The 19,286-nt window shown below is 56.9% G+C and carries 18 protein-coding genes and 1 pseudogene; 10 read left to right on the top strand and 9 right to left on the bottom strand.

Annotated elements, in window-relative coordinates; genetic code table 11:
• Positions 1-106 precede the first annotated feature (106 nt).
• A complete protein-coding gene (locus tag F6Y09_RS04910) occupies positions 107-2,125 on the bottom strand; it encodes a PA domain-containing protein (protein WP_246180307.1) in 2,019 nt (672 codons plus the stop codon).
• 231 nt (positions 2,126-2,356) lie between these two features.
• A complete protein-coding gene (locus F6Y09_RS04905) occupies positions 2,357-3,166 on the bottom strand; it encodes a class I SAM-dependent methyltransferase (protein ID WP_152205763.1) in 810 nt (269 codons plus the stop codon).
• A 70-nt stretch (positions 3,167-3,236) separates the two neighbouring features.
• On the opposite strand from F6Y09_RS04905, the gene F6Y09_RS04900 reads away from it, so the two are divergent.
• Complete coding sequence (locus F6Y09_RS04900) at positions 3,237-4,277, top strand: AraC family transcriptional regulator (protein WP_179959339.1); 1,041 nt, start codon at positions 3,237-3,239, stop codon at positions 4,275-4,277.
• On the opposite strand, the gene F6Y09_RS20685 is transcribed toward F6Y09_RS04900, so the two are convergent.
• Entirely contained in the window at positions 4,274-4,408 is a 135-nt protein-coding gene (locus F6Y09_RS20685) for a hypothetical protein (RefSeq protein WP_281347695.1), read from the bottom strand. The two genes, F6Y09_RS04900 and F6Y09_RS20685, sit on opposite strands and share 4 nt — an antisense overlap.
• Before the next feature lie 173 nt (positions 4,409-4,581).
• Between F6Y09_RS20685 and F6Y09_RS04895 the strand changes: the two genes are divergently transcribed.
• Together F6Y09_RS04895 and F6Y09_RS04890 are read left to right on the top strand one after the other, a co-directional pair.
• On the top strand, positions 4,582-5,235 hold the full coding sequence (locus F6Y09_RS04895) for a DUF998 domain-containing protein (RefSeq protein WP_152205761.1): 654 nt from the start codon (positions 4,582-4,584) through the stop codon (positions 5,233-5,235).
• Positions 5,236-5,466: 231 nt separating this feature from the next.
• Positions 5,467-6,018, top strand: coding sequence for a hypothetical protein (locus F6Y09_RS04890; RefSeq protein ID WP_152205760.1), 552 nt, complete (start codon positions 5,467-5,469; stop codon positions 6,016-6,018).
• Between the two features lie 296 nt (positions 6,019-6,314).
• Here F6Y09_RS04890 and F6Y09_RS04885 read toward each other — a convergent pair.
• Positions 6,315-6,653: pseudogene (locus F6Y09_RS04885) on the bottom strand (DNA polymerase ligase N-terminal domain-containing protein); the annotation flags it as partial.
• A 254-nt stretch (positions 6,654-6,907) separates the two neighbouring features.
• Between F6Y09_RS04885 and F6Y09_RS04880 the strand changes: the two are divergent.
• Positions 6,908-7,225: a hypothetical protein gene (locus tag F6Y09_RS04880; protein WP_152205758.1), complete on the top strand. Its 318-nt coding sequence runs from the start codon at positions 6,908-6,910 to the stop codon at positions 7,223-7,225.
• Between the two features lie 399 nt (positions 7,226-7,624).
• On the opposite strand, the gene F6Y09_RS04875 is transcribed toward F6Y09_RS04880, so the two are convergent.
• The gene (locus F6Y09_RS04875; RefSeq protein ID WP_218944093.1) at positions 7,625-8,305 is read right to left on the bottom strand and encodes an esterase/lipase family protein; all 681 of its coding nucleotides are present in this window, start codon (positions 8,303-8,305) and stop codon (positions 7,625-7,627) included.
• A gap of 159 nt (positions 8,306-8,464) precedes the next feature.
• Here F6Y09_RS04875 and F6Y09_RS04870 point away from each other — a divergent pair, with 159 nt between their 5' ends.
• Both F6Y09_RS04870 and F6Y09_RS04865 read left to right on the top strand, forming a co-directional pair.
• Positions 8,465-9,016 carry a hypothetical protein gene (locus tag F6Y09_RS04870; RefSeq protein WP_152205756.1) on the top strand — a complete coding sequence of 184 codons (552 nt, stop codon included), beginning with the start codon at positions 8,465-8,467 and terminating at the stop codon, positions 9,014-9,016.
• A 190-nt stretch (positions 9,017-9,206) separates the two neighbouring features.
• Positions 9,207-10,361, top strand: coding sequence for an alcohol dehydrogenase family protein (locus F6Y09_RS04865; protein ID WP_246180305.1), 1,155 nt, complete (start codon positions 9,207-9,209; stop codon positions 10,359-10,361).
• 38 nt (positions 10,362-10,399) lie between these two features.
• On the opposite strand, the gene F6Y09_RS04860 is transcribed toward F6Y09_RS04865, so the two are convergent.
• Together F6Y09_RS04860 and F6Y09_RS04855 are read right to left on the bottom strand one after the other, a co-directional pair.
• Positions 10,400-11,476 (bottom strand): TauD/TfdA dioxygenase family protein, encoded by a 1,077-nt coding sequence (locus F6Y09_RS04860; protein WP_152205755.1) that lies wholly within the window; start codon positions 11,474-11,476, stop codon positions 10,400-10,402.
• Between the two features lie 211 nt (positions 11,477-11,687).
• Positions 11,688-11,963 (bottom strand): hypothetical protein, encoded by a 276-nt coding sequence (locus tag F6Y09_RS04855; protein ID WP_152205754.1) that lies wholly within the window; start codon positions 11,961-11,963, stop codon positions 11,688-11,690.
• Positions 11,964-12,423: 460 nt separating this feature from the next.
• Here F6Y09_RS04855 and F6Y09_RS04850 point away from each other — a divergent pair, with 460 nt between their 5' ends.
• The 4 genes from F6Y09_RS04850 to F6Y09_RS04835 all read left to right on the top strand — a co-directional run bounded on the left by F6Y09_RS04850 (position 12,424) and on the right by F6Y09_RS04835 (position 18,041).
• Positions 12,424-13,665: a Glu/Leu/Phe/Val family dehydrogenase gene (locus F6Y09_RS04850; RefSeq protein ID WP_152205753.1), complete on the top strand. Its 1,242-nt coding sequence runs from the start codon at positions 12,424-12,426 to the stop codon at positions 13,663-13,665.
• Positions 13,666-14,012: 347 nt separating this feature from the next.
• Positions 14,013-15,518 carry a sodium/proton antiporter NhaB gene (gene nhaB, locus F6Y09_RS04845; protein WP_152205752.1) on the top strand — a complete coding sequence of 502 codons (1,506 nt, stop codon included), beginning with the start codon at positions 14,013-14,015 and terminating at the stop codon, positions 15,516-15,518.
• Between the two features lie 91 nt (positions 15,519-15,609).
• Positions 15,610-17,100, top strand: coding sequence for a SulP family inorganic anion transporter (locus F6Y09_RS04840; protein ID WP_152205751.1), 1,491 nt, complete (start codon positions 15,610-15,612; stop codon positions 17,098-17,100).
• Between the two features lie 89 nt (positions 17,101-17,189).
• Entirely contained in the window at positions 17,190-18,041 is an 852-nt protein-coding gene (locus F6Y09_RS04835) for a universal stress protein (protein WP_152205750.1), read from the top strand.
• On the opposite strand, the gene F6Y09_RS04830 is transcribed toward F6Y09_RS04835, so the two are convergent.
• Complete coding sequence (locus F6Y09_RS04830; RefSeq protein WP_152205749.1) at positions 18,016-18,321, bottom strand: hypothetical protein; 306 nt, start codon at positions 18,319-18,321, stop codon at positions 18,016-18,018. The two genes, F6Y09_RS04835 and F6Y09_RS04830, sit on opposite strands and share 26 nt — an antisense overlap.
• The gene (locus F6Y09_RS04825; RefSeq protein WP_152205748.1) at positions 18,318-19,226 is read right to left on the bottom strand and encodes an esterase/lipase family protein; all 909 of its coding nucleotides are present in this window, start codon (positions 19,224-19,226) and stop codon (positions 18,318-18,320) included. The genes F6Y09_RS04830 and F6Y09_RS04825 overlap by 4 nt, the downstream gene beginning before the upstream one ends.
• Between the last annotated feature and the right edge of the window lie 60 nt (positions 19,227-19,286).

The raw sequence follows: 19,286 nt of genomic DNA, 5'->3' as shown, positions 1-19,286 counted from the left end.
CCACAGAAGCAAACGTTTGCGGGTGATTATGACGCCCGGGAAGACGAGTCGATTCTTGACTGGCAGCACCCGGGCGGCGTTGCACCGCCCGGGTAACAACTGAGGTTTAAGGTGTGGCCGGTCCGTTGCAGTAGAGCACATCGGTGGCGTCTTCACAGTTCCACTGGAAGATCCACAACCCAGTGTTGCGGTCAGTGCCCAGAATGTACTGTTCACCCTCCACTTCCGTGACATGGACGCCCCAGAAATTCGAGCCGGCCGCGTCGCCGTATTCATCGCCGGCAATGAAGCGTCCCACTTCGTGCATGTTCCAGGACACTACGCCTTCGCCCTTGCTGTTGTCATGCAAGTGGCCCGGGCGCCATTCGACCGCGCGCATGCCCAATGAATACCAGCTGATAAAGGTTCGGTCCGGGTTCGCCGGATCAATCTCCAGGTTGTGCATGGTCAGGTCGCCAGCGCCTGTGGCCAGTGCCGGATCGGTGATTTCGGCCGGGGCGTAATAGCCCATCTCACCCAGGTAACCCACGGTCGCGGTTTCGCCGTCCATACCGAGGGGTACCGTGATGTCACTTGAGGTGTTGTTCAGGGTGTGGAGATAACCCCAGCCATCAAAGACCGCGCCCAGCGTGGCCACCAGCCCCAGCGAGGCCGGTGCAGGCAGGGCCGGGTTGGCCCCTTCGCCATCTGGGCACAGGCTGGGGTCGTAGCCATCGATACCCAGTACCGCAAAGCCCGTCGAGCGGGGGACAAACAGCATGGGTATACCCGCCTCAACGAGCATCGATACCGTCGCTTCGCAGTTACCCGTTGCTGCCGAGTTGAAAACCACACCGGCGCTGTAGCCTGCGGCTTCGACGGTCTGGGCTTTCAGGGTAAAGGTACAGCCGCCCCGTTCGATCAGCGCAATGCCAGCGCCCACATCGGCAGCCGGCGCCAAGGTGCCGCCGCAGGCCTGGCCCACAAACGCGGTCTGCTCCATCAACTCCTCAATGTCGGCGCCGGGGCCAATTTGTGGCACGTCACTGCCCTGATTCGCCTGGTAGGCTTCGCCTCCCGCAGTCACGGCGGTGAAGAGCGAGTCGAAGTCCTCGTCGCCACCAAAGATCTTGTCAAAGTTGGGGCCGGCAAAGACGGCCGCGTGGGCGTTGCCTTCCGGCGGGGAAATGCCATGCACCGGGTCTGGGTCCGGGTAGGTGGAATCGCCAAGAAAGATCGGATTATAGGGGTCATTGACGTCGAGAGTGATAAAACCCGCGTCCCAGTAGGACAACACCGCCTGCCAGTTTTCACCGGGCCCCGGGTTCAGGTCGTTGACCCAGATGTCGTGGAGTAAGGGAGCGGCAAAGCTGCCCATAAACTCCTGTCCGTCGGCGGTGACCTCCGGATTGGTGTCGCGCCAGGTTTCAATGCCGGTGGTGGTGATCAGCTTGGGTGCCTGGGGTTTGGTGATGTCGGCGATTTTCAGGTCGTCGAGGGCGACATCATCAACAATCAGCAGGTAGGTTTTTCCCGCCGATGTGGTCCACGGGAAGGTATTGTGGACCGGGAAGTCGAGAAAGTTCTGTTTCAACGGGTGGGGCTTGGCCGGGTCACTGACATCCCAGAGCGAGATGCCCAATTGCCCCTGCTGGTGGCCGCCATTGCCACCGCCAAGTGCCTGTCCGCCACCGACCAATGGGCCGCAGGGTTCCAGTGAGTGGATCAGCACATCCCGGTCACCGATGCGGGTCACCTTGACGTCATTGATCCGGGTCTGCGGGGGCGATTTGATCATGCTGACGGTGACCGGGTTAGCCGGGTCCCGGATGTCGGAAATATAGACGCCTGCGCGGGTGCAGTCGGGTTCCTGGAAGGTGCCGATGTAGGCGTAGCCGTCGTGAGCCCAGACATCTGTGTAGAGCCCGGTTGAAATGCCGCCGAGAGTATCCCGGCCGACGACATTGAACCCATAGTTAACATTGGCCGGGACATGCCCATCCGGCAGGGGTGTATCGTGCAGCAGGTGCTTGTTGTCGGCTTTGTCGCCGTCGGAGACGAGGAGTTCGTCTGCCAGGGCATAGGTCGATAGTGTTGCAGATAAGGCGATCACCGTCAGTGAGCGCCAGGCGTAAGTTATGGCCATGATGCAATCCCTGTGTTTAAACATGCTATCCCTGATTCAGCTTTATTTTTTCAAAGTCAGGGCAATAGCATTACCGTTTTTATGATTTTTAAATCAGCATCAGGTATCACTTCCAACGTTGATACCCCAAAAAACAATAGCAGTGATTGCCGCCGGGCCTTAGTCAGTTTGGAAGCAAATAATTCAGGGTTATATCCATTTTTGTTATCGAAAAAACGGTAACACGCACCCTCACTCAGCTTTTTTCTGCGCCTGAATGGTTAAGGCTGGCATGGTGAATTCAACGGTCCCGTTATCGGTCAGAAAGTCCCGGAACGCCACGTCAGCTTCGCGCATCAGTTGCGTAAACTGCGCATCATCCAGTATCCCGCCTAGGGTGAACACACAGGCGCGTTCGGTTGAGATCATGTTGCCGATGGTGTCGAATTTCACGGTGCCCAGCTGTTGTTTGATGCTCACGTCAGGGATACCCGCTGCCTGCACAAGTTCGCGCAGGTGGTCCGCGTCACCGGCACTGAACGGCGCCCTGAAAGACTCTGCGACATCAGGGCCAAACAGGCTGTTCAGCACTTCAGCAAGCACCGCGTAACCCGGCGAACGGTGGATGCCATCGCAGACGGCAACCAGGAGGGTTCCGCCCGGTCTGAGCACGCGCCACATTTCCGCCAGCCCTTTTACACGGGAGTCAAAAAACATCAGGGCAAACTGGCTCAGAACCGTGTCAAAACTGGCGTCAGCGAACGGAAGGTTTTCGGCCGGTGCCTGGAGCCATTTGATGTTTGGTCGCAGTTGCCGGGCCACATCCAGCATGTCCGGGTTGATATCCACACCGGTGACGCCTTCATCACCGACCATATCGGCGGCAGCCGAGGCCAACACGCCGGTACCGCAGCCCACATCGAGTATGGTTGTGCCACTGCGCAGGTTGGCTTGCACCGCAAGTCGCGGGCCCCACTGACCAAATAATGCGGGTACAAATTGTTGGTGATAGATTAAAGCAGGGCTTGGGGGTTTGGTTTCCACTTTGCTGAGCGAGGACATGGCAGCCTCCTATTGTTCGCCGGGTCTCAATGGTGATCCGATTCCCTTATATCCTATGCTAGGGGCTACCATGAAAAGGAGCCATAACCTGTCGTCCGATTCACTTGCCCAAACGTCCGGGACGGCAGGGGTCGTGGATGCACTTATCTCCGATGTGCTTGAGAACATCCGTCTGCACGGAGCGGTGTTTTTTGCCTGGCGGCCCAGTTGGCCTTACGCCACCGGCGTGCCGAATGAACGTCATTTTCGGGATCTGATTTTGCCGGCGTCTGATCAGGTGATCTCCTATCACGTGGTGATAGAGGGCCCCTGCTGGGCGACCGTGGAAGGCGAACCGCCTGTCAGGCTGGAAGGTGGCGACATTATTCTTTTCCCGCACGGCGATGCTTACGCCATTTCGAATCAACCTCGGGGGCCGTCTGACAAGGATATCGAGCCCGCCCGGCAATTTTTTGCGTTGATGGCGGCCGGTGAACTGCCCCTGATCATTGAAAATGGCGGTGGTGGCCCTGGACAGAACCGACTGGTGTGCGGTTTTCTGGGGTGTGATCGTTCTCCATGGAACCCGCTGCTTGAAGGGTTGCCCCGTTACATCCTGCTTTCCCGCTCGGCGCTGGAGGGCCCTGTCAACGATCTGATTGATATTGTGCTCCGGGAATGCGGCCATCCCTGGGCCGGCAGCCGTTCCGTGATGCGGCGGCTGGGGGAATTGCTGTTCATTGAAGTCATCAGACAGTATCTGCAACACCAGGGCCTGACGAACAACCCCTGGATGCGGGGGCTTGCCGACCCGCTTATCGCAAAATGCCTTTCGTTGCTCCACGGCCGCATCGCGGAGACCTGGACCCTTGAAAAATTGGCCGGCGAACTGAATTGTTCCCGGTCCATTCTGGCGGAACGATTCAGTAGGGTGATTGGGGTGCCGCCGATGAAATATCTGAGCCAATGGCGATTGCAGGTGGCGGCGCGATTGCTGAGGGACCGGCCGGATAAAATTCTGTCGATCGCCTTAAGTGTTGGCTACGAGTCGGAGATGTCATTCAGTCGCGCCTTCAAGCGCTTTATGGGCATAAGCCCAAGCGTCTTCCGACGGTCCGTCCAGGTTGGCTAGCGCCCCGCGGCCCAACTGCCCTGGGCCAGTTCCATGGCCCGGTTGACCTCCTCGGCGGGGATAGCGTCAGGCTCACCCTTTTCGAGCGTGTCATAGTGAATTACATACAGCCGGGAGACGAACTCGGCCACCGGTAACGAGGCTTCACCATAGCGCTCCCTGGGGCCCCGGAGGCGCTTAGAGAATGCCCCGCTCGAGCATCAGGGCCAGGGCTTGATCGGCGCACGCGAAATGCGGTGTGTAAGGAACCCGATCGTTAGAGCGTGCATGAGAGAACTGCTGGTGATATCGGAGGTGCAAAGGTATGGAGGCGAAATCAGCGGCCAATTCATCGAAAGTGGAGACATTTTTATTGCTTTGCGGTGTCTTGTCGCCCGTGATGTATGCCGCGGCCGATGCTATTGCGGGGATGTCTTGGGCTGAATACAGCTTTCGAGATCACACAATCAGTGAGCTTGGCGCAATAGGTGCTCCGACACGGCATCTCTTTTCATCGATGTTGATCTTGGTATACCTGATCTTTTTGGCATTCGGCGTCGGCGTATGGAGAGCCGGCATCGAAAGGCGGAGTCTTAAGGTTGCAGGTGCATTCTTGCTCGGATTTGGGCTTCTGGCACTTACGGTGGGCCAGTTTGTGCCTATGAGGCCGAGGGGAACCGTCCAAGGGGTGAGCGGAGCGCTACACCTGGTTGAGGGGGCAATCGCCATGGCGTTGGTCTTGTCGGCAATGCTGTCTGCAGCGATGGCCTTTAGAGTCTCATTTCGCGTTTATACGTTTGCCACTATCTTCCTCGTCCTGGCATTTGGCGTATGGAGCGGCATCGACGCACCAAAGGTTGAGGCGGGTCTAGACACGCCGTGGCTGGGTGTCAAAGAACGGATATTTTGGTACGCCTATCAGGTATGGTTTGCCGTGTTCGCACTCGCCCTTATGGGGAAAAGAAGGGCGCTGGCCTGAACTGCGCAGATGTTTGGGTATGAACAACATGCCAGCACGCTCTAAACCGACAGCGCTGACGGTCACACGTTAACCTTCTCTGAGGAATCAAGCCTGGGGGCAGATCGGGAGCCCGTTTGAACAAGGCGGGCGGCGCAAGGTGAATCGAATGGCCAGTGAACGCTTGACAAGGAAATGGCACAGGCGCAGATTTATATTGTGGGTCGCTAATTGGCAAAAGGAGATTGACCAATGGTTAAGATAAGGCGTTTGGGTATCGGTTTTTCCTGCGTGGTGTCCCTTGTCGCGGTAACAGTTGGAACAGCCGTCGGCGCGGATACCAAAGAAGCAAAAATAGAGTTGGCGATGGCGGCGGCGCCGGCACAGGTCAGCGAAAACGCAACGATCATGGACATGGACGGTACGATCCTTCAAGAGGGATCAAATGGGTGGACATGCATGCCCTCCATTTCACCGGAACTCGATGTGCCCATGTGTGGTGACGCCACCTGGATGGCGGTTTTGGAGGCGGTTGGCAACAAGGCCGCGTTCGAGACGACCAAAGTGGGGATCTCCTATATGCTGGCCGGAGATGCTCCTACGAATAATGAGGACCCCTTTGATACAACCCAGGATCCGGGCGAGCCGTGGGTGACAGAAGGGCCGCACATGATGATTATCGCGCCAAATCCCGAGGAGGCGCTGCAGGGGATATCCAATGATCCCAATGTGGGTGGCCCCTACGTCATGTGGAAGAACACCCCGTACGCGCATATCATGGTTCCGCTTGGACCGCGCGAATAAACGCGGCCAACAGGCATGAGTTTCCTCAGTATGATGGGGTGTCCGGCTTTTTTGTTTTTAACTCTCGGTCTGATAATCGGACACTAATGCGACCCGTCGGTCCTCGTCTGGATCCTTGAGTCGAAGACGACCCTGGAGTCGGGAAAAGCTGCTGCGCTCATCGTTGAACGCCACCACCTCGGATCCGCTTTAATGCGTAGCCACCGTTGAGCTTTTCGCCTTCAATCCAGACCTCCACCAGGCAATCCTCCAGGGACGCCTTCATGCTCTTGGAGCTGCGGCATTTTTTCAGCGCGGAGATTGCGATAGGTCCCGGTATCCCACACCATCACGGTGCCTGCGCCATACTCCTCTGACGGGATACAGCCCTCGCACTCTGCATAATCCAGAGGATGATCTTCTGTCTGGATGGCGAGACGCTTGTCGGCGGGATCAGTCGAGGGCCCCTTGGGAACGGCCCAGGAAACCAGCACGCCATTCACCTCTAGCCGGAAATCGTAATGCAGACTCGATGCATCGTGTTTCTGAATAACGAAACGCAACCCTCCCTGTGACGAATCCGAGCTTCCGGGCGGCTCCGAGGTACGTTTGAAATTCCGCTTCTTCCGGTAGCTAGACAGGCCGTCTCCGCTCATCTTGAACTCCTTTTCACGCTTTCCCCGCTGTTGCCCGCACACTCAAGATCACCATGGATACCGTGGGTGCCGCCGGCCCCGATTCAATGGCAGGCTCCACCCTTCCCGGACTCTTGAGGAATACCAGGCAACGTTCGGATGGAGGCCACCTCGAGGTTTCTTTCTGACGTTGATACCGGTTGCCCGACGCATCTGCGCTGCGCTGCGGTATGATGCAAAGCCAAACGTTATATTTCCGTATAAATTGGAGAACAATGTTGACTATTATCAAGGCAATAATAACGATAGCGACTTTTTGTCTGTGTTTTGGTGGCTCTGCCTACGCTAAACAGGATACAGAGAAACAGCTTCCATCTGGACTACAAAAAAAGGTCCAGTCAGGTGAAAGCTTACCTCCCGGGTGGCAGAAAAAACTTGCAGTCGGTGAAGTCTTAGATGACGAGGTTTATAAGCTAGGACACGTTATCAAAACGGACAGTGATAAAGCAGTCGTTACAATCAGTGTTGAGGGTAAACTAATTCGAATTATGGAAAACACCCGGGAAGTTGTAGAGATACTGGAGGGGCTTTAACACAATAAAGGCGTCAATCTGACGCCTGGCGGCACAGGTTATCCAAGTGCTGAGGCTGTAGAAAAACCCCGAAATGGAAAAGACTAATTTGTTGTCGGGGATGCTGAGGTCGTGCTGACATTGCCCGGCCCCAGGCCCGCGGGATGGTCCTCCATCTGTCCGGGGCGCAACAGGGCTGGCAGAGGCCAAGCCCGACGTTCCTTTGCGCCAGCTCTACGATTACATCGCGACGCCGGGGACCAATATAAAGGCCGGGCAGGATTTTCTCGAGTCGAGTAACGCATTCTCGCCTTGGCAGGAGACTTGCGAGCCGGTGAATGCGTCGCTGAACTCGACGGAGAAACCCATCGATCAGAAATAAATCCGATCAGAAATAAATCAGTCCCGGTTTTGCATGGTTTACAGAATCCAGTTTCTGACATCACGGTATACTGGATCATCAAACAGGAACCAGTTGTGGGAGATGCACCAGGTTTGATTATTTTCCGCGCCCTTCAACTGCACGCTGTCGTCGGGGTTGATGATCTCGTCGCAGGATGACCACCAGGTCCCGTAACGGGCAGACCCGGGGGTCTCGTCACCCTGGTTGAGGGTGTCCAGGAAATTGGAGCCCGGTCGCATCTCGAAACAGGACGAGGAAAGGCAGCCATAGGCCCACCCGGTGCCATGATTGGGGCCGGCCAGGGAAACCCAGGCATCCACCTGGGCATCGCCGCCAAGGAACTTCAGATAGTGGCGAGAGGACAGGCCACCCATGGAATGGGTGATGATGTCCACCCGGTCAGCTCCGGTGCGGGCCAGAAGGCTCTGAACCTGATCGCGGACTTCTTCCGCCGTCTCGGCATTGGATTGGTTGTAGTTGTAGCTCCAGGCCGCAAGGTGGTCGGCCGGCCACCCATCCGCTTCGAATCGGCTGCGCATGGTGTCCCAGACGCTCTGGCCAGAGGCGTAGCCGTGTACGAACAAAATGGGATCGCGAGTGTCGGTTTCTTCACTGCCGGGTTTTGCCCCATGGGATGGCAGAGCCACGGCCAGTAAACTGGTCGCAAGGATTAGGGAGGTGATAGTCGTTTTGAACACTGTGATTCGCCTTTCTTGTTGTTGAGGGTAATATACTGAATCATTGTTCATAATTTATTCTGATCTGTGGATCACCCATTTGGGGGAGGCATTGCGGTAAATCCGCCACGATTCGTCTTTGCGGATACCAAACCACCTGCATCAACGGGGAGTAAGAGCATGGAAATTGATCGTTTTATTGCGGACTGCATCGCTGCCAACGAAGAGACCGATGCTCAAGCCGCCGTCAACGACGTACTTGCCCGGGCGGTCTCTGCTCCTGCGGCTGTGTTGGCCGCGTTAGGCGATCCTGACAAGGCAGGACTCAACGTACTCCTAAGGTCCCCGACGCTGACGATATTGGCTGCCACGTGGACTCCACAGATGAACCTTATGCCCCATGATCATCGGATGTGGGCGAACATCGGAATCTATACCGGCCGCGAGGACAACATTTTTTGGAAGAGGACGCCTGAGGGGATCAAGGCATTCGGTGCAGATGCGTTGTTTGTAAAAGACACCGTAATGCTACGTGAAGACGTCGTGCATTCGGTTACCAATCCGTTGCAGCGTTTTACCGGTGGTATTCACATCTATGGCGGTGACTTCTTTGATACCCGCCGGAGTCAATGGAATCCAGAGACACTTGAAGAAGAGCCGTCGGATGGCGACAAGATTCGTGACATTTTCCGGCGTGAAAACGACAGACTGGGCCTCGACAAGGAGGCGTGAAGGACGATGGGTCTCAGGCAGGCATTGGGCCGGAGACCTACCGCCGCAATATGCGATACGCGGATCCCCTGAAATCCCCCGTTAAAACATCCGCCTGACCAGGCGCGGCAACGACGTTTGCGCGGACCTTACTTGTTGCTGACGCAAAAACCATGGTTTCCTCAAGCGCCTCACCTATTCTGGAATAGATATGTCTGATTTGAGTTACCTGAGCACAAACGATCCCGACCGCTTCAAAACTCAGGGTGACCAGGCGACGATGAAAGCCGTGGTGACAATGGGCAACGGTGGTTATGAAAAACTCGACTACTGCAATGTCCCGGTTCCCGTTCCGGGGCCCGGTGAGGTGTTGCTCAGGATTTTGGCTGCGGGGGTCAACAACACGGAAATCAACACGCGTCTTGGCTGGTACTCCTCATCGGTTGAGGGTGGCACCGAGCAGCTATCTGATTCCGACAGCGAGTCAGAGATTGAGGACGGTGGCTGGAACGAAACCACTCCTTTTCCGCTTATTCAGGGTACGGATTGTTGTGGCGAGGTCATTGCCCGGGGCAAAGATACGATTCAGCCGGATATCGGGACACGCGTTCTTGTCAGGCCCTGTATGCGTCTCAACGGGTTTGATTCTCTGGATAATCTATGGATGGCATCGGATTTTGACGGAGCGTTCGCCCAGTACGTCAAGGTGCCGGCAAGCGAGGTATTTGAAGTCCGTTGTGATTGGAGCGACGTGGAGCTGGCCACCATGCCCTGTGCTTATGGGACCGCAGAGAACATGCTGCATCGGGCGGACGTGAAAGCGACTGACCGGGTGCTGGTTACCGGAGCGTCCGGGGGCGTCGGATCAGCGGTCGTGCAACTGGCCAAGCGCCGGGGTGCGCATGTGATTGCGATCGCTGGCGCCAGTAAACTTGATCTGGTCCGAAGCCTTGGGGCTGACCAGGTGGTCCCCCGAGACTCGGACTTGAGCGCGGCGCTTCAGGACTCACCGGTGGATGTTGTGATCGACAATGTCGCCGGTGAACAGTTCGGGCAGTTGTTGAAACTGATGACGCGTGGTGGGAGATATGCATCCTCTGGCGCCATTGCGGGGCCGATAACGACCATCGATATGCGTGACTTTTACCTCAAGGATTTAACGCTGATCGGTTGCACCGCCTGGGATGAGCCGATCTTTTCAAACCTCATCAATTACATTGAAAAGGGTGAGATACGTCCTCTGGTAGCAGAAGCGTTCAAGCTGAAAGACATTGCAACTGCGCAACAGGAATTTCTCAAGAAGACGCATGTTGGGAACTTTGTGTTGGTGCCGCCGCGATCCCTTGACGGTGATCATGACCTTTAACAAGTGGTGCAAGATCCCGCCGCTGTGCTCTGCGTTCATCAATTTTGCATGGGGATGTCATCTTTCCATCGAAATCCCACACCACCGGCCTGCCAAACGCCATCGCTGTTGAATGGATGAGGCCCGGCTATATTGATGTATTGCGGCAAGCCAAAGTGGGGCGCCAAATCCTGTCTTGCCTTGATCGTGACACGATCCATAATTCTCAATCCCTGCTGTTCGGCCGGCAGATGAGCTTCCGGCGATGCCCTGTGAGCGAGTGCCCAGTTATCAATGAAGAGCAGATCGCCGGTGTCATAGTGATAACGTATCCCGTAGCCCTGACTGAAGGAATCGTTCATGAGATCGTTGTAGTCGTTGAACAGCGCCTTCATGTCGTCTTCGTTCAGCAAGCGAAACTGGTCGGCGGTGGCCGGTGCCTTTTGCAGTTCATCGATAGAGAGACCATCCTCCGGCAGCCTCTCGAGCACGGCACCGGTCATGCCCAAATGCAGCCATACGCTTTTTCGTCCGGAAACAGGATGCGTGTGGACGACGGGATGAGTCACACTGGAAGCAGAATTGACCGACACAAGGCGTTGCCAGAAGGCCTGCTTTTGCTTTGGCAATGCATCAAAGGCGGCGCCCTGATGAGCGAAATGGGTGCCGCCCCCTTGCTCAGGTGCCCGGGCCATATAATAGGCGGAATGGGAAAACGTTGCGGCTTCGAAACTGCCATCATTATGCCACTGGGGGCCCACGCCCAGGATTCCGTGACGCTGGTCATTGGAACAGCGAAAGATGTGCCTGTTCCTGCCAGGCGTCGCAGGGTGGATGCCATGGGTCGAGTGGATTTCGCGAGCGCCCCACCATTTGCTGGCAGTGACCAGTTCATCCGCGGAGAGATCCGTTTGATGTTTAAAGACAATGAATCCTCGATTCGCCATTTCCGCTTCTAGCGCCTCGATCAGAGGCTCGGGAAGCCTGGTGCGGACGTCCGCACCGTATATCTCAACGCCCAGTGGGTCCAGTTGTCTGACACTCAACCCTTCCTGCTCGATCAGCGAAACGCGGTAAGGGTCGAGGGGCGGTATTGTCGGCAGTCTGCGGCTGGATGTTTCCGGTGTTTGTCCCATAGTGGAGAGGTACCTTGCTGGCCAGTTTCTGGACAGCTTAACGCAGTGAGTCGCAGTAACAAGCCCGTCATACTTCGGCGATCAGCGATAGCGTAGTTCACGACGTTTTATAATTCGAAGGGGTTTATTATGAGCGATAATAATAAAAAAATGTAAATAAAGGTTCGGGTAATCGGGTACCTATTAATGACGAGAAAGGACATGCGTACTGTTAGTGTGAGCGTCCGAGACTATGCCGACTGCTGAAGAACTGCGGGCTGGTCTCAGCGCAATCGCCAATGACTGGCGACAGCGTATGCTGCCTTCTCGCCTCGATTGATGGGCGATGGGCGATGGTAATGGTGCAACGGCCCGCTAACAAGCGCTCAGCCGACCCGTTTTCCGCTGCCCGGACCAATACACGCGTTGAGCTTTTTCGAGGCAATGAAAGCGGCATCAGCCGCTGCCAGCGAACCTCCGGCGCTGTCGTGAGGGTCGGAGTGCTCATTACCCCTTCGCTCTCCTTCACACCGTTCTTTCGTGATTGCGAGAGGGGTTTTGCGAGCATCTCCGACCGAATCAGGGCTGCAGGGGCTGGAAATTCGCCGCTACGCCTGCCACTACGAAACGACGAATGGGCGCATCATCTCGTGATCCTGGATTACCGGACCAGCTATGATCCGCCAATCCCGCCTCACTAATGACATTGGGGGCCGGCCCAGAGAGTTGGCCAGATCCTGGCTGGAGCAGTCGTAAGGCAACACGGGCAGACTTTTGCAGGGGGATGAAGACGCACCGTGATTTACCGTTCGGGAAAGGACTATCTGCTATGTTTGTAGTGAGAGGGCAGTGTCTGCTCCGGGGCCGCCTGACAGTGCCAGTACCCGTTGCTGTGACGCACATAAAGAGCTCTGGCGTACCTGTTCGACCAGGGCGTAACGTCGCACACAACATGTGGAGGAAGCGCCATGGAATACGACTTTCTGGATGAAAGTGGACAGATTCTTCGTGAGGCCGGCCGTCTCGGTAAGATTGACCCCAATGTGATGGAATTTCTTGCTGCGCCCGGGCGCGTGGTGACCTTTCGTATTCCATTGAAAATGGATGATGGCAGTTTTCGTGTGTTCGACGCCCACCGTGTCCGTTATAACGATGCCCTCGGGCCGAGCCGTGATGGGACGCGCATTTCAGCCGATCTTGACCTTGGTGAGGTTACATCACTGGCACTGATCATGACCATCAAACACGCGGCAGGCCGAATTCCCGCAGGTGGCGGCAAGGGGGGCATCGCGGCCAACCCGCGTGAACTGAGCCGCCGGGAGTTCGAGTCGCTTTGTCGTGCCTATATTCGCTACCTGCGCCCCCGCGGCCAGGCATACGATGTGCCTGGTGCGGATATCGGCACGGACCTGCAGACCATGAGCTGGATGCTGGACGAATATGAGTCGGTCACGGGTTACCATGAGCCGGCCGCGGTCAATGACAAACCGGCAATCCTTGGAGGGTCGCTGGGCGGCTATGAAGCGACCGGGAGTGGGGTTTTTGACGTGTTCAGGGAGGCCTCGGAGCAGGCCGGCTTTGAAATTGACACTGCCCGTGTCGCTATCCAGGGTTTTGGCCAGGTCGGGTCGGTGGCGGCGAGCATGTTTTACGAAGCCGGTTGTGATGTTGTGGCGGTGAGTGATAGCCGTGGTGGCGTCTATGCAAACGATGGCCTCGATATTCCTGGCCTGTTGGCGCACAAACGGGCCACGGGAAAAGTTGCGGACTTTGCCGGCAGCAAGCCATTGACCGGTGAAGAGATGCTGGAGTGTGACTGCGACGTGCTGGTGCCCGCGTCTGTTCAGGGCGTGATTGGCGCGGAGAATGCGGACAGGATTACCGCCCGGATGGTGGTGGAGGCTGCCAATGCTCCGGTCACGGTGGCAGCCGATGCGATGCTGCTGGCAAGAGGGGTGACCATCGTGCCGGATGTGCTGGCTAATGCCGGTAGTGTGCATGTATGCCAAATGGAACGCAGTCAGGGGCTCTCGGATAATTACTGGGATATCGAAACGATTAATCGCCTGCGACAGGAGCGGCTGGCACGCGGCTATCGGGAAGCGGTGAATACTGCAGCTGAATACCGGTTAAAATCAGTGCGGCTGGGTGCGTGGATCAATGCACTCAAACGGATTGAAGAGGCGATGCAGCTGCGCGGCTGGTGTTAGACGCCAGGGCAAGACTGAGGTGATTGCATGAATATGGGCAGGCTGGACCCGCCAGGATATAGCCATAGCCCCGATCAAAGGAATTGATACGCTTACTATTAATAGGGAATTCTGGTAGGCTCCCCGCCCTTAAAATCACGGTCGCCCAGAAGACGCTTTATACTATGGCCTTCCGGGAAAGCGTTTTTCAGATCACACCACCCTAGCGTTCGGTTATTCAGGCACCGGTAAGCGATCAGTTTGGATTGCCCACCAGCCGGATGCCATTTTCCACCGTCAGAGCTCAGGGATGAAGCGGCCACCTCGCCACATTTCGAGCCACACCCGTTCACGCAGAAGATGTCGTAATGCCCAACACGGTAATGTCCGGATTCACCCATAACTTTCTTGGTAATGCTCCTGTCTGGTACAAACAGATTATTGTTCTGTTTTTGGCCATTAACCCTATTGTGCTCTACACGCTAGGGCCAGGCGCTGCTGGCTGGTTGTTGATTGCGGAGTTCATCTTCACGCTGGCGATGGCCTTCAAATGCTATCCCCTGTTGCCCGGTGGGCTGCTGGCGGTGGAGGCCCTGCTCATTGGCATGACCACAGCGGATGCGGTCTATCTTGAGGTACTCAACAACTTTCCGGTGATCATGCTATTGATGTTCATGGTGGCGGGCATCTACTTCATGAAAGAGTTGCTGCTGGTGACTTTCACCCAGATATTGGTAGGCGTCCGCTCGAAATCTGCCCTGTCGCTGCTGTTCTGCCTGACCGCTGCGGTGTTATCGGCCTTCCTCGATGCCTTGACCGTAACCGCAGTGATTATCAGCGTCGCGGTGGGGTTTTATTCGGTGTATCACAAGGTCGCGTCCGGTAAGGGCTATCACCACAAAGATCACAACGCGGGCAGTGATGACGATGTCATTGAGCTGCACCGGGAAGACCTGGTGGCCTTTCAGTCGTTTCTGCGCAGTTTGCTGATGCACGGAGCCATCGGGACGGCACTGGGTGGCGTGGCAACCATGGTGGGCGAGCCCCAGAACCTGCTGATTGCCAAGGTCGTGGGCTGGGATTTCGCGGAATTCTTCACCACCATGGCACCGGTCAGTCTGCCGGTGCTGGTGGCGGGGCTGACCACCTGCTGGTTGCTGGAGAAGCTGCGTTGGTTCGGTTACGGCACCCGCCTGCCCAAGCCGGTGCGCCAGGTACTGGAAGAGTTCGCCCGCAATGAGCGTGACCGGCGCACCAAATCTGACACGGCAGCGTTGTGGGTGCAGGGATTTGCCGCGGTGATATTGGTTATCGGGTTGGCGTTTCATATTGCGGAGGTCGGGTTGATCGGCCTGCTGGTCATCATCCTGATCACCGCTTTCACCGGGGTGACCGATGAGCACCAGATCGGCAAAGCCTTCCAGGAAGCGCTGCCGTTCACCTCTTTGCTGGTGGTGTTCTTTGCGATTGTGGCCGTAATCCATGAACAACACCTGTTTACCCCGATCATCGATTATGTCCTGCGCCAGCCGGAAAGCCGTCAGCCCGGGATGTTTTTCCTAGCCAACGGCGTGCTGTCGATGATCAGTGACAACGTGTTTGTCGCCACCGTCTATATCAGTGAGATCAAGCAGGCATTGGACGCCGGTGCAATCTCGCCTGAGCATTTCGAGCGCCTGGCGGTAGCCATCAACACCGGGACCAATCTGCCCAGCGTTGCCACCCCGAACGGGCAAGCCGCGTTCCTGTTTCTGCTGACCTCGGCGATTGCGCCGCTGGTTCGGCTGTCGTACGGACGCATGGTCGTCATGGCGTTTCCATACACGGTGGTTATGGGCGCTGTGGGCCTTACCGCCGTCATCAATCTGATCTGACATTTTGAATTGCCCGGCGTGGAGTTTGCGGTCTCAACGGCGGGTGAGCTGTCACCTTGTTTTCATCTGTAACCATAGACTGGACCCCTGAATGATTAATTCGTTGAAGAAAAACTGGCTATCCAATATCCGGGGAGACCTCCTGGCCGGTATCGTTGTTGCCCTGGCACTTATTCCCGAGGCTATCGCGTTTTCGATCATCGCCGGAGTCGATCCGAAGGTCGGCCTGTATGCCTCATTCTGTATTGCTGTGGTCATCTCTATTGTCGGCGGACGCCCGGGCATGATCTCCGCTGCGACCGGCGCTATGGCACTGCTGATGGTCACCCTGGTCAGAGAACACGGGCTTGAATACCTGCTGGCGGCAACGCTGCTGACCGGTTTTCTGCAGATCATTGCGGGCTATCTCAAACTGGGCAGCCTGATGCGGTTTGTGTCCCGGTCTGTAGTCACCGGCTTCGTCAATGCTCTGGCGATTCTGATATTCATGGCACAGTTACCGGAGCTCACCGGCGTGACCTGGCATGTATACGCCATGACCGCTGCTGGCCTTGGCATCATTTACCTGTTCCCGCTGTTACCGGTGATCGGCCGCCTGCTGCCCTCGCCGCTCATCTGTATCGTCGCGCTGACGCTGGTCGCCATGTTCACGGATATGGGCATCCGCACAGTCGGTGATATGGGTCAGTTGCCGGACACCCTGCCCATTTTCCTGTGGCCGGATGTACCGCTGAATCTCGAGACCCTGATGATCATTCTGCCTTATGCTGCAGGGCTAACCATTGTGGGTTTGCTTGAATCCATGATGACCGCCACGATTGTGGACGACCTCACCGACACCACCAGCGACCGTAACAAGGAATGCCGCGGCCAGGGTATTGCCAACATCGGTTCAGGCCTGCTGGGCGGCATGGCAGGTTGCGCGATGATCGGCCAGTCCATCATCAACATCAAATCCGGCGGCCGTACCCGGTTGTCGACCATGACCGCCGGTGTTTTTCTGCTGTTGATGGTACTGGTGCTTGATCAGTGGCTGGTACAGATTCCCATGGCCGCGCTGGTGGCGGTCATGATCATGGTTTCTATCGGTACCTTCAGTTGGAGTTCCATCACCAACCTCAAGAAGCACCCGCTCTCTACCAACATCGTGATGGTGGTAACCGTGGTGGTTGTAGTGGCAACCCACAACCTGGCATACGGGGTATTTGCCGGTGTATTGCTGGCGTCGCTGTTCTTTGCCAACAAAATCGGGCACTTTATGCTGGTGCGGTCTGAGCTGGACGAAGCCACCGATACCCGGACCTACACCGTGGTCGGGCAGGTGTTTTTCAGTTCCTGTGAAAAATTCACCGCGTCCTTTGACTTCAAGGAGGCCGTGGACAAAGTGGTTATCGATCTCAGCCGGGCTCATTTCTGGGATATTTCCGCCGTTGGCGCCCTGGACAAGGTTGTGATCAAGTTCCGGCGGGAAGGCGCGGAGGTTGAGGTTATCGGCCTCAACGAGGCCAGCGCCACCATTGTTGACCGCTTTGCCGTGCACGATAAGCCCGGTGCCGTTGATGATCTGTTGGGGGGCCACTGATCATGACAGTGCATAACTCTGAGCAAAGTCAGCCACAGCCACCTGGCAGCGAAGACAATAAACAAAACAACGCAGCGGAAGAGGTGAGAATGTCACACGTTGTAGCATGTATTGACGGTTCGCTTTCGTCACCTGCGGTTTGTGATTATGCGGCCTGGGCCAGTCAGCGAATGGAAGCGCCGTTGGTGCTCTTCCACGTACTGGATGACAGCCGGTTCCCGAGCGAGCAGGACCTGACCGGTAACATTGGTCTGGGCAGTCGCGAGCATTTGATGGAAGAGCTGGCCGAGCTGGACGAGAAGCGCAGCAAACTGGCTCTCGAGCACGGCCATCACCTACTCCAGAACGCCGAGACCCGGGTGCGTGAGCGCGGTGTTACCGATGTACGCCAACGCCAGCGCCATGGTGACCTGGCGGAATCGCTGATGGCCATTGAAGCGGATATCCAGCTGCTGGTGATGGGGCTTCACGGCGAGAGCAGCTCTGACCGGGACGCGCACATTGGCAGCCAGCTGGAAACCGTCATCCGTAGTCTACGCCGTGCGATTATGTTGGTGCCTGACCAGTATTCCGAGCCCCGCAGTGCCATGCTGGCTTTTGACGGCAGCAGCACCGCCTTTAAAGGTGTGCAGTTGCTGGCCAACAGCCCGGTGTTCCGGAATTTTCCACTGCATCTGGTGATGATCGGCCCGGACACTGCCGATAAGTGGGACCAGCTCAAGCAGGCGGAGAAAACGCTGACGGCCAGTGGTTGTGAAGTTCACCTGGCGATCCGTGCCGGCGACGTGGAGCAGACGCTGCACGCCTATCAGGAAGAGCACGACATTGATCTGCTGGTAATGGGCGCCTACGGGCACTCCCGCATACGCCAGTTCCTGGTGGGCAGCACCACCACCAATATGCTGAAAACCGCCCTCAAGCCTTTGGTGATTCTGCGCTGATCCGTGCCAGCGTTTTGCTCTGCAGGCCGCTGAGCTTATGCACCGTGTCCGCGATGCCTGCCACGGTGCGGTAACTCAGGCCTGAGATAGCGTGATGAACCACCCGTACCGACTCACTGACCGGGCGGATGACCGGTATTCTGGCCAATACGTTAAAGCTCTCGTCGGCAATGGCGTGATGCACCTGCTCCAGCCGTAACGAGCCCGCGGCCACGGCTGTCGCCGAAATGTCGACAACGCCCAGCCACCATTGGATCGATTGCTCACTTGTGCGGTTCATCGTAGCCACTCCTTCAGTTGCTGATACACCTTGTCGTGGTGGGTCAGGCGAATATGGTTAATGCCCGGAATACACGCCGTGGCCGTAAGCTGCCAGCCCGGCTGATGAGTGCCCCTGGCACTGGCATCCAGTACCAAAGCATCTCCGAACAGCGTGTTCACAGGATGTTCGGGATTATTGACTAACAGACCGGAAATGGCAAAATGCCGGGCGCCGGGGAGCAATGGCGGCATGCCTCGTTGCTCTGCCAGCACCTCGCCCCGGCTCAGATTGCGGATGCCCTCGCTGCGAAGGTCCAGCACATCCCCGACTGCTTTCAGATAATCCCGGGACTGACGGTTCATTACCCCAGCCGCCGAGTGGGCAGCCTGGGCAAGCCAGGAGCCCTCATGAGGGGAGCCCAGATAAACGCAGCTGTCGACCAGTGCGGTCCAGCTATGGCCGGCCTGCGTAGCAGCGTGACAGGCACTGCGAATGATCAATCCGCCCATACTGTGCCCAACCAGAATCAGCCGTTCCACCGGCACAGGCCAGTGGCGGGTCAGCGTATCCAAGGCCTCGGATAACGCCTCACCGTTACGATAGATGGCCCGGCCCGAGTTGTATCGTAAACACAGGGGTGTAGCCCCCAGCAACTGGGCCAGCAGAGTACCGTAATTTACTCCGGGCTGATCGGGGTAATCCCAGATGGATTCCAGCTCTGTGAGCCCATGAATCATCAACACCAGCGTCCGTTCTGGCTGGTCGGCTTCCGGTTGGTTGAGGCATAGCGGCAGGCCACGATGAAAAAATTGCAGGTCCACCGCCAGGGGACTGGCCCGGTGTTCAAGCCAGTCGCCCAGAAAGCCACTCAGAATAGCGGAGGCGTGGTCTTGCCAGTTGGCGGAACGGGTGTGTTGAGTCATTGTGGTCCAGGTCGGTGGGATAACCTCTTCAGTGTACCTCAACCAGCCCGGGGGTTGCCT

Source organism: Marinobacter changyiensis (assembly GCF_009193265.1).
GTDB lineage: Bacteria > Pseudomonadota > Gammaproteobacteria > Pseudomonadales > Oleiphilaceae > Marinobacter > Marinobacter changyiensis.
Note: the sequence above shows the minus strand (reverse complement) of the source record. Positions and strands in the feature narration are given on the sequence as shown.

Coding starts and splice junctions, on each gene's coding strand:
- F6Y09_RS04910 (WP_246180307.1), bottom strand. CDS start 2,125: ATGGCCATAACTTACGCCTGGCGCTCACTGACGGTGATCGCCTTATCT.
- F6Y09_RS04905 (WP_152205763.1), bottom strand. CDS start 3,166: ATGTCCTCGCTCAGCAAAGTGGAAACCAAACCCCCAAGCCCTGCTTTA.
- F6Y09_RS04900 (WP_179959339.1), top strand. CDS start 3,237: ATGAAAAGGAGCCATAACCTGTCGTCCGATTCACTTGCCCAAACGTCC.
- F6Y09_RS04895 (WP_152205761.1), top strand. CDS start 4,582: ATGGAGGCGAAATCAGCGGCCAATTCATCGAAAGTGGAGACATTTTTA.
- F6Y09_RS04890 (WP_152205760.1), top strand. CDS start 5,467: ATGGTTAAGATAAGGCGTTTGGGTATCGGTTTTTCCTGCGTGGTGTCC.
- F6Y09_RS04880 (WP_152205758.1), top strand. CDS start 6,908: ATGTTGACTATTATCAAGGCAATAATAACGATAGCGACTTTTTGTCTG.
- F6Y09_RS04870 (WP_152205756.1), top strand. CDS start 8,465: ATGGAAATTGATCGTTTTATTGCGGACTGCATCGCTGCCAACGAAGAG.
- F6Y09_RS04865 (WP_246180305.1), top strand. CDS start 9,207: ATGTCTGATTTGAGTTACCTGAGCACAAACGATCCCGACCGCTTCAAA.
- F6Y09_RS04860 (WP_152205755.1), bottom strand. CDS start 11,476: ATGGGACAAACACCGGAAACATCCAGCCGCAGACTGCCGACAATACCG.
- F6Y09_RS04855 (WP_152205754.1), bottom strand. CDS start 11,963: ATGAGCACTCCGACCCTCACGACAGCGCCGGAGGTTCGCTGGCAGCGG.
- F6Y09_RS04850 (WP_152205753.1), top strand. CDS start 12,424: ATGGAATACGACTTTCTGGATGAAAGTGGACAGATTCTTCGTGAGGCC.
- nhaB (WP_152205752.1), top strand. CDS start 14,013: ATGCCCAACACGGTAATGTCCGGATTCACCCATAACTTTCTTGGTAAT.
- F6Y09_RS04840 (WP_152205751.1), top strand. CDS start 15,610: ATGATTAATTCGTTGAAGAAAAACTGGCTATCCAATATCCGGGGAGAC.
- F6Y09_RS04835 (WP_152205750.1), top strand. CDS start 17,190: ATGTCACACGTTGTAGCATGTATTGACGGTTCGCTTTCGTCACCTGCG.
- F6Y09_RS04830 (WP_152205749.1), bottom strand. CDS start 18,321: ATGAACCGCACAAGTGAGCAATCGATCCAATGGTGGCTGGGCGTTGTC.
- F6Y09_RS04825 (WP_152205748.1), bottom strand. CDS start 19,226: ATGACTCAACACACCCGTTCCGCCAACTGGCAAGACCACGCCTCCGCT.